7 protein-coding genes are annotated in these 7,893 nt (G+C 61.7%); 6 read left to right on the plus strand and 1 reads right to left on the minus strand.

Annotation, left to right across the window (positions count from 1 at the left end; genetic code table 11):
* Window positions 1-153 precede the first annotated feature (153 nt).
* The 6 genes from QMX98_RS29645 to QMX98_RS29670 all read left to right on the plus strand — a co-directional run bounded on the left by QMX98_RS29645 (window position 154) and on the right by QMX98_RS29670 (window position 6,390).
* Window positions 154-1,530, plus strand: a complete 1,377-nt coding sequence (locus QMX98_RS29645) for an insulinase family protein (RefSeq protein WP_010465561.1) — start codon at window positions 154-156, stop codon at window positions 1,528-1,530.
* A 255-nt stretch (window positions 1,531-1,785) separates the two neighbouring features.
* The gene (locus tag QMX98_RS29650; RefSeq protein ID WP_010465563.1) at window positions 1,786-2,814 is read left to right on the plus strand and encodes a DUF5924 family protein; all 1,029 of its coding nucleotides are present in this window, start codon (window positions 1,786-1,788) and stop codon (window positions 2,812-2,814) included.
* 55 nt (window positions 2,815-2,869) lie between these two features.
* Entirely contained in the window at window positions 2,870-4,018 is a 1,149-nt protein-coding gene (locus QMX98_RS29655; protein ID WP_010465565.1) for an ABC transporter permease, read from the plus strand.
* Window positions 4,015-4,818 carry an ATP-binding cassette domain-containing protein gene (locus tag QMX98_RS29660; protein WP_010465567.1) on the plus strand — a complete coding sequence of 268 codons (804 nt, stop codon included), beginning with the start codon at window positions 4,015-4,017 and terminating at the stop codon, window positions 4,816-4,818. The genes QMX98_RS29655 and QMX98_RS29660 overlap by 4 nt, the downstream gene beginning before the upstream one ends.
* A 1-nt stretch (window position 4,819) precedes the next feature.
* Window positions 4,820-5,758, plus strand: coding sequence for an MlaD family protein (locus tag QMX98_RS29665; protein ID WP_010465569.1), 939 nt, complete (start codon window positions 4,820-4,822; stop codon window positions 5,756-5,758).
* Window positions 5,755-6,390 (plus strand): ABC-type transport auxiliary lipoprotein family protein, encoded by a 636-nt coding sequence (locus QMX98_RS29670; RefSeq protein WP_154502403.1) that lies wholly within the window; start codon window positions 5,755-5,757, stop codon window positions 6,388-6,390. Before QMX98_RS29665 ends, QMX98_RS29670 begins: the two co-directional genes overlap by 4 nt.
* 97 nt (window positions 6,391-6,487) lie before the next feature.
* On the opposite strand, the gene QMX98_RS29675 is transcribed toward QMX98_RS29670, so the two are convergent.
* Window positions 6,488-7,717, minus strand: a complete 1,230-nt coding sequence (locus QMX98_RS29675; RefSeq protein ID WP_010465573.1) for a spore maturation protein — start codon at window positions 7,715-7,717, stop codon at window positions 6,488-6,490.
* Between the last annotated feature and the right edge of the window lie 176 nt (window positions 7,718-7,893).

Here is a 7,893-nt window from a genome sequence, read left to right on the forward strand (position 1 = left end):
CAGTAACATTGGTTCCGGTTCAAGATCATCGCGAGCAGGCTCGCTTCCACATTTGAATTGTGGTGTTCACAAAACCAATGTGGGAGCGAGCCTGCTCGCGATGGCTGCCTGGAAAGCGACACGGATCTCCAATCAGCCGTATGGAAGCTTGCTATGCGTTGTCTGCTGTTCGCCTGTCTGTTGCTTGGCTCATTTCCTTCGTTTGCCCTGGATCGTTTCCAGGTCGAGGGCTATACGCTGCCCAACGGTTTGCAATTACTGCTCAAACCCGGCACCGAGCGCGGGCACGTGGCGATTCGCCTGGTGGTCGGCGTAGGTCTGGATGATTTCAGCTGCGCCGACAAGGAGCTGCCGCATCTGCTCGAACACTTGTTGTTCAGCGGCATCGATGCAACCGGCGAAGGCGGCCTGGAAGAGCGCATGCAGGCGTTGGGCGGTGAGTGGAACGCGTTCACCAGCAACGCTGACACGACGTTCGTCATTGAAGCCCCGGCGAAAAACCAGCGCAAGGTGCTCGACCTGCTGCTGGCGCTGCTGACGCAGACCCGAATCGACGACAACGCCATCAACGCCGCCAAACAAGTGGTCGAGCGTGAGGACGGCGGCCATTACTCGCACTTGCAGCGCTGGCTGGATCGTCAGGACCTGGGCCACACAGCGAGCAATCAGCTGGCAGTGGAGCTGGGCCTTAAATGCCCCGAGCGCCCGGAAGTCGACAACCTGACTCGCGAGCAACTGGAGACGGTACGCAAGGCCTGGTACGCGCCCAATAACATGACGCTGATCGTGGTCGGCGAGCTCGACAAGTTGTTGCCGGCGTATCTGGAACGCTCCTACGGTGAACTTGAAGCGGTCGAGCCTACCGATCACCTGCCCTTGCCGGAAATCCAGGCCAGTGCCGCCCATGAACGAACGCTGAGCGATGGTTTCGTCGGCGGCGGCGCCAAGTTGCATTGGCTGGTGCCGGAACCGGTGCTGCAGGATCAGCACGACGAAACCTTCGACCTGCTCAAGGACTATCTGGACTGGGCGCTCTACCGCCAATTGCGGCTGTCCCACGGTTTGTCCTACGGCCCCTCGGCCGAGCGCGAGGTGTTTGGCGGGGTGGGCTTCATGAGCCTGAACGCCGACCTTGAGCGCGATGACGTGCCTAAGGCCCGGCAGGTGCTGGAGGATTTGAAGGCCGATTTGCTCAAGGACGGTCTCGACGCAAACACCTTCAACCGCCTCAAACAGGCCGCCATCGCCCGCCAGGCTTGGGCCGTGCAAGGCAACAGCGCGCTGGCCGATTACTACTGGAGCGCGCTGGGCGACTACCAGGACGGGCGTTTCGCCGCCCCGGCCAGGGAACTGCAAGGCGTGACGCTGGAAGAAGCGAACAAGGCCATGCGCGAGTTGCTCATGCAACCGGGGTATGTACGGATCGAGAAGCCGCTGATGAGTTATGACCAGTTGATGTGGGCGATGGCCGGGGTGTTTGGATTGCTTGTCCTCGGGGTATTGGCTTGGCGAGTCCATCGCCGCCGGTAACTGGCCGCCCTGGCAGCAGGGCTTTTGTGGCGAGGGAGCTTGCTCCCGCTCGGCTGCGCAGCAGTCGTAAAACCGGTGCTTGCGCTCTACCTGATGACACGCAGTGTGCGGGTTTGGGGGCGCTTCGCACCCCAGCGGGAGCAAGCTCCCTCGCCACAATGTTGTATAGGGAAAACGGACGTATCCCCCTCGCCACGCCCCCGCCCGGGCGGTACTCTGTCGAGGATTTTTCCCACGACTATTGCGAACCGCCGAATGCCTACTCTGACCCTGTACGTCCAGCGCATCCTGGAATTGATGAAGCGCTATCCAGGGGTCATTGCGCTCGGTGGTTTTATCTCCGGAGTCGGCAGCTTCATCCTGGTGGATCGGCAACAGGGCCTGGCGACCTGGATCACCATCATCATGGTGCTCAGCTGGATCTGGCTGATGCTGGAAAACAGCCTGACCAAGTTGTTCACCAAACTCTTCAAGCGCGAAATCCCCCAGCCTTTGCTGCGTTACGCCACGCAGATGATCCACCAGGAAAGCCTGTTCTTCGTCCTGCCGTTCTTTTTCATCACCACGACCTGGAACAGTGGCCAGTTTTTCTTCACCGGTTTGCTGAGCATGGCGGCGCTGATTTCCATCATCGACCCGCTCTACTACAAATGGCTGGCACCCCGGCGCTGGGCGTTCCTGGCGTTGCACACGCTGACGCTGTTTGCCGCGCTGCTCACCGCGCTGCCCGTCATCTTGCACCTGACCACTTCGCAAAGCTTCAAACTGGCGCTGGGCACCGCTGTTTTACTGTCGTTCCCGAGCCTGGCCTCGATCTTCCCGATCCGCACGGTGCGCAACGCGTTGGCGATCCTGAGTATCACGCTGGGCATCGGTGCCCTCGGCTGGGTGCTGCGTTCGTGGGTGCCGCCGGCCACTTTATGGATGACCGACGTGGCGATCAGCACGCAAATGCAGGACCGCACACCCGGCAAGAGTCTGGACGAAGTCAGCGCCGAGCAGATCCGTGGGGACGGGTTGTACGCCTACACCGCCATCAACGCCCCGCGCGGCCTCGATGAGCGGATTTATCACGTGTGGCAGTTCAACGGTAAAGAGGTCGACCGTATCCCGCTGGACATCCACGGCGGACGCAAGGAAGGCTACCGTGCCTGGACCCACAAGCAGAATTTCCCAGGCAATCCTGCCGGTAAATGGCAAGTGCGGGTGCTGACCGAGGATGGCCAGGTCATCGGCGTGCTGCGCTTCAAGATCACGGACAGCACACCGATCAAAGAAAAGTAATCCGGTTCGTGCTATTACGTAGCGCTGCGCTAATAGCCGAACAAGCACGGAGCTTATGACCAGCAGCACAATGGCCGGCAATGCCCAGCTAGATGTCTCTCACTCCCCTGCTCAACTGCGGGTCACGGGTGACTGGACGCTCGCCCACTACGCCGATCTCAAGCACCTGAGCGAAAAGCTCCGCGGCCAATACGACGACAGCACGCACATCGACCTCAATGGCCTCGGTGCGCTCGATACCGCCGGGGCGTCGTTGTTGGTGGAATTGCTCGGGTCCGAGCGTCTGGGGCGATCCGCCGAACACCCTGATTGCACCCTCTCTTCTGCAGACCGTGCCTTGTTGCAGACGGTTTATTGCTCGCTCAGCGACTTCTGCGTACCGGTCAAGGAACCGGAGATCAGTGTCGGCATTCAACTGCTGACCCGCATTGGCCGCGCAGTCGACACCGTCTGGCAGGACACCCTGCAACTGCTGGGCTTCGTCGGCCTGATCCTCGAAACCATCGCCCGCAATCTGTTTCGTCCCAAGCGCTGGCGCATCACGCCCATGGTCGCGCACATCGAACAGACTGGCCTCGACGCCGCGCCCATCGTCGCCCTGCTGACCTTTCTGGTCGGTGCGGTGGTGGCGTTTCTCGGGGCGACGGTGCTGGCCAGCTTCGGTGCGAGTATTTTTACCGTGGACCTGGTGGCGTTCTCCTTCCTGCGAGAGTTCGGTGTGTTGCTGACCGCGATTCTGATGGCCGGCCGCACCGCCAGTGCGTTCACCGCGCAAATCGGTTCGATGAAGGCTAACGAAGAAATCGACGCGATCCGCACACTGGGCCTCGACCCGATGGAATTGCTCGTGGTGCCACGGGTGCTGGCGCTGCTGGTGGCGTTGCCGATGCTGACCTTCCTGGCCATGCTCTCGGGGATCATCGGCGGTGGCGTGGTCTGCGCCGTGTCGCTGGGTATCTCGCCGGCGATGTTCTTGTCGCTGCTGCAAACCGATATCGGCGTTCAGCACTTTCTGGTGGGGATCGTCAAAGCGCCGATCTTCGCGTTCCTGATCGCTGCAATCGGTTGCCTCGAAGGCTTCAAGGTCAGTGGCAGCGCCGAGTCCGTGGGCGCGCACACCACGTCGAGTGTGGTGCAGTCGATTTTTGTGGTGATCGTGCTCGACGCAGTGGCCGCGCTGTTTTTCATGGAGATGGGCTGGTGAGTCGTTTACCCCGAGCGCCCTCCGAGGCGGTGATCGAAGTCCGTGGGCTGTGCAATCGCTTCGGCAGCCAGAGCGTGCACGAAAACCTCGACCTCGATTTGTACAAAGGTGAAATCCTTGCCGTGGTCGGCGGTTCCGGCAGCGGGAAATCGGTGCTGCTGCGCAGCATCGTCGGCTTGCGCCAGCCCAGCGAGGGTGTGGTGAAGGTCTTTGGCAAGAACCTGCCGACGCTGCCCGAACATGAACGCTCGATGGTCGAACGGCGTTTCGGCGTGCTGTTCCAGAAAGGCGCCCTGTTTTCTTCGCTGACCGTGACCGAGAACGTCGCCCTGCCCCTGATCGAACACGCCGGCCTGAGCCGTGAAGACGCCGAGCATCTGGCGGCGGTGAAACTGGCGTTGGCCGGGTTGCCGCTGTCCGCGGCGGACAAATACCCTGCCTCGCTGTCTGGCGGCATGATCAAGCGCGCGGCGCTGGCCCGGGCGTTGGCGCTGGACCCGGACATTCTGTTTCTCGACGAACCCACCGCCGGCCTCGACCCGATTGGCGCCGCAGCCTTTGATCAATTGATCCTGACGTTGCGCGATGCGCTGGGCCTGAGTGTGTTTCTGGTGACCCATGACCTCGACACGCTCTACACCATCACCGACCGGGTGGCGGTGCTGGCGCAGAAAAAGGTGCTGGTGGCAGACGCCATCGACAAGGTTTCGGAAACCGACGACCCGTGGATTCACGAATACTTCCATGGCCCTCGCGGCCGCGCGGCGTTGACCGCCGCTCAACAGTTGAAAGAGGTCTGACATGGAAACCCGAGCCCATCATGTATTGATCGGCCTGTTCACCGTGATTGTGGTGGCAGGTGCCCTGCTCTTCGGCCTGTGGCTGGCCAAGTCCAGTGTCGACACCGAGTTCAAGGATTACGAAGTCGTCTTCAACGAGGCGGTCAGTGGCTTGTCCAAGGGCAGCGCCGTGCAGTACAGCGGGATCAAGGTCGGTGATGTGGTGACGTTGCGCCTGGACCCGAAAGACCCGCGCCGGGTGCTGGCGCGGATTCGCCTGGGCGGCGATACGCCGATCAAGGAAGACACCCGGGCCATCCTGGCGCTGACCGGGATCACCGGCACATCGATCATTCAACTCAGTGGCGGTACGCCGCAAAGCCCGACCCTCAAAGGCAAGGACGGCCATCTGCCGGTGATTGTCGCTTCACCCTCGCCTATCGCTCGCTTGCTCAATGACAGCGGCGACCTGATGGCCGGTGTGAACACACTGATGCATAACGCCAACCTGATGTTTTCCACGGAGAACGTCGAGCGCATCAGCAAGACGCTGGAACATCTGGAACAAACCACCGGGACCATCGCCGACCAGCGCGGTGATATTCGTCAGGCGATGCAGCAACTGGCCTCCGTCGGCAAGCAGGCTGGCGCCATGCTGGAACAGACGTCGACGCTGATGCGCAACGCCAACGGCTTGCTCAACGATCAGGGCAAGCAGATGTTCGGCAGCGCCGAGCAGGCGATGAAATCACTGGAACAAAGCAGCGCGACCATCAACAAGTTGCTCACGACCAACCAGGATTCCCTGAACAGCGGCTTGCAGGGCCTCAATGGCCTGGCGCCAGCGGTGCGCGAGCTGCGCGACACCCTGACGTCGTTGCGAGCCATCTCCCAGCGCCTGGAAGCCAACCCCAGCGGTTATTTGCTGGGCAATGACAAGAACAAGGAGTTCACGCCATGAAGCTTGCGACCTTCGCCCTCCTCGCCAGCTTCACGTTGGTCAGCGCCTGCTCGATCCTGCCCAAGTCCGAGCCCTCCGATGTCTATCGCTTGCCGTCGGCCCAGAGCAGCGTTTCGGCCAGCCACGGCACGCCGCAAGGCTGGTCGCTGCGCCTGACCAAGCCGCAGGCCAGCGAAGCGTTGAACAGCCCGAAAATCGCCGTGATCCCGCAAGGTGATCTGATCAGCAGCTACACCGCCTCGCGCTGGAGTGATCCGGCGCCGGTGTTGCTGCGTAATCGGTTGCTGGATGGTTTCCAGCGGGACGGTCGAGTGCCGTTGCTGAGCACGGATGACAGCAACTTCCAGGCAGATCTGGAGTTGGGCGGGAGCCTGCAAGCATTTCAGACTGAGTACCAAGGCACCGCTGCGAGCGTGGTCGTGCGGCTGGATGCCTTGCTGGTGCGCGGGTATGACCAGCGCATCCTCGCCAGCCGCCGCTTTGAAGTGCGTCAGCCATTGAGCGATGTGAAAGTGCCGGCGGTGGTGGCCGGATTTGGCCAGGCGAGTGATCAGTTGACGGCGCAGGTGGTGGCTTGGACGGTAGAGCAAGGCCAGAAAGTCGCCCTTAAAGCCAACACGGGACCCCTGTAGGCGTGAGCCTGCTTGCGATAGCGGTAAATCAGTCACCACTAATGTTGACTGTCACACCGCTATCGCGAGCAGGCTCGCTCCCACAGGGGATCGTTGGTTAACCGAAGAACCAGTAGCAAACGCCGATGGCGCCCAGTACGCCAGCAAACTCCGCCAGCAACGCACACCCCACCGCGTGCCGCGCCCGCTGGATGCCCACCGCGCCGAAGTACACCGCCAACACATAGAATGTCGTTTCCGTACTGCCCTGGACCGTCGCCGCCACCAGCGCCGGGAAGCTGTCCACGCCAGAGGTCTTCATCGTTTCGATCAGCATCGCCCGCGCGGCGCTGCCGGAGAACGGTTTGACCATCGCTGTCGGCAGTGCGTCGACGAAGCGCGTGTCCCAACCGGCCCACTCCACCAGATGCCGAATCCCGTCCAGACCAAAATCCAGCGCCCCGGACGCCCGCAGTACACCGACGGCGCAGAGCATCGCCACCAGATACGGCAGCAGGTTCTTGGCCACGTCGAAGCCCTCCTTGGCGCCTTCGACGAACGCTTCGTAGACCTTCACTTTGCGCAATGCGCCAACCACCAGAAACAGCATGATCAACCCGAACAGCGTCAGGTTGCCGAGGATCGATGACAGGCCGGCCAGAGCGGTCGCCGAGAGCGTCGCCAGCAGCGCCATGAAGCCACCGAGGGCCAAGGCACCGGGAATCAGATACGCGAGCACCACGGGGTCCCACAGTCGCAGACGTTGCATGAACGCCACCGACAGCAGGCCCACCAGTGTCGAGCAGCTGGTTGCCAGCAAAATCGGCAAGAACACCAGCGTCGGATCGGGCGCACCTTGCTGGGCGCGGTACATGAAGATCGTCACCGGCAGCAGGGTCAGGGAGGAGGCGTTGAGGACCAGGAACAGGATCTGCGCGTTGCTGGCGATGGTGGCGCTGGGGTTGAGTTCTTGCAGCGCCTTCATGGCCTTCAGCCCGATCGGCGTGGCGGCGTTGTCCAGGCCCAGGCCGTTGGCGGCGAAGTTCAGCGTGATCAGGCCGATGGCCGGGTGACCGGCCGGCACTTCCGGCATCAGGCGCAAGAACAAGGGGCCCAGCGCCTTGGCCAGCCATTCGACGATCCCGGCCTTCTCGGCAATTCGCAGAAAGCCCAGCCAGAGGGTCAGGGTGCCGAACAGCAGGACCATGACTTCGACCGATAACTTGGCCATGGCGAAAATGCTTTCCACCATCGCCGCGAAGATCCCGGCGTTACCGCCGATCAGCCATTGCGCCAGTGCCGAAACGGCAGCCACGATGAAAAAGCCAAGCCACAGGCCATTGAGCACAGTTAAATCCCCCGAAGAATGCCGCGAATGATAGCGGGGTGTGCAGAAACGACAAACCCCGGATTTCTCCGGGGTTTGTTTGTTCGGCTTACACCGGACCTTTGTAGGAGTGAGCCTGCTCGCGATAAGGCGGCACATCCAACATCTCTGTTGTTTGATGCACCGCTATCGCGAGC

It is taken from the genome of Pseudomonas sp. PS02303 (genome assembly GCF_029959925.1).
Lineage (GTDB): Bacteria > Pseudomonadota > Gammaproteobacteria > Pseudomonadales > Pseudomonadaceae > Aquipseudomonas > Aquipseudomonas mandelii.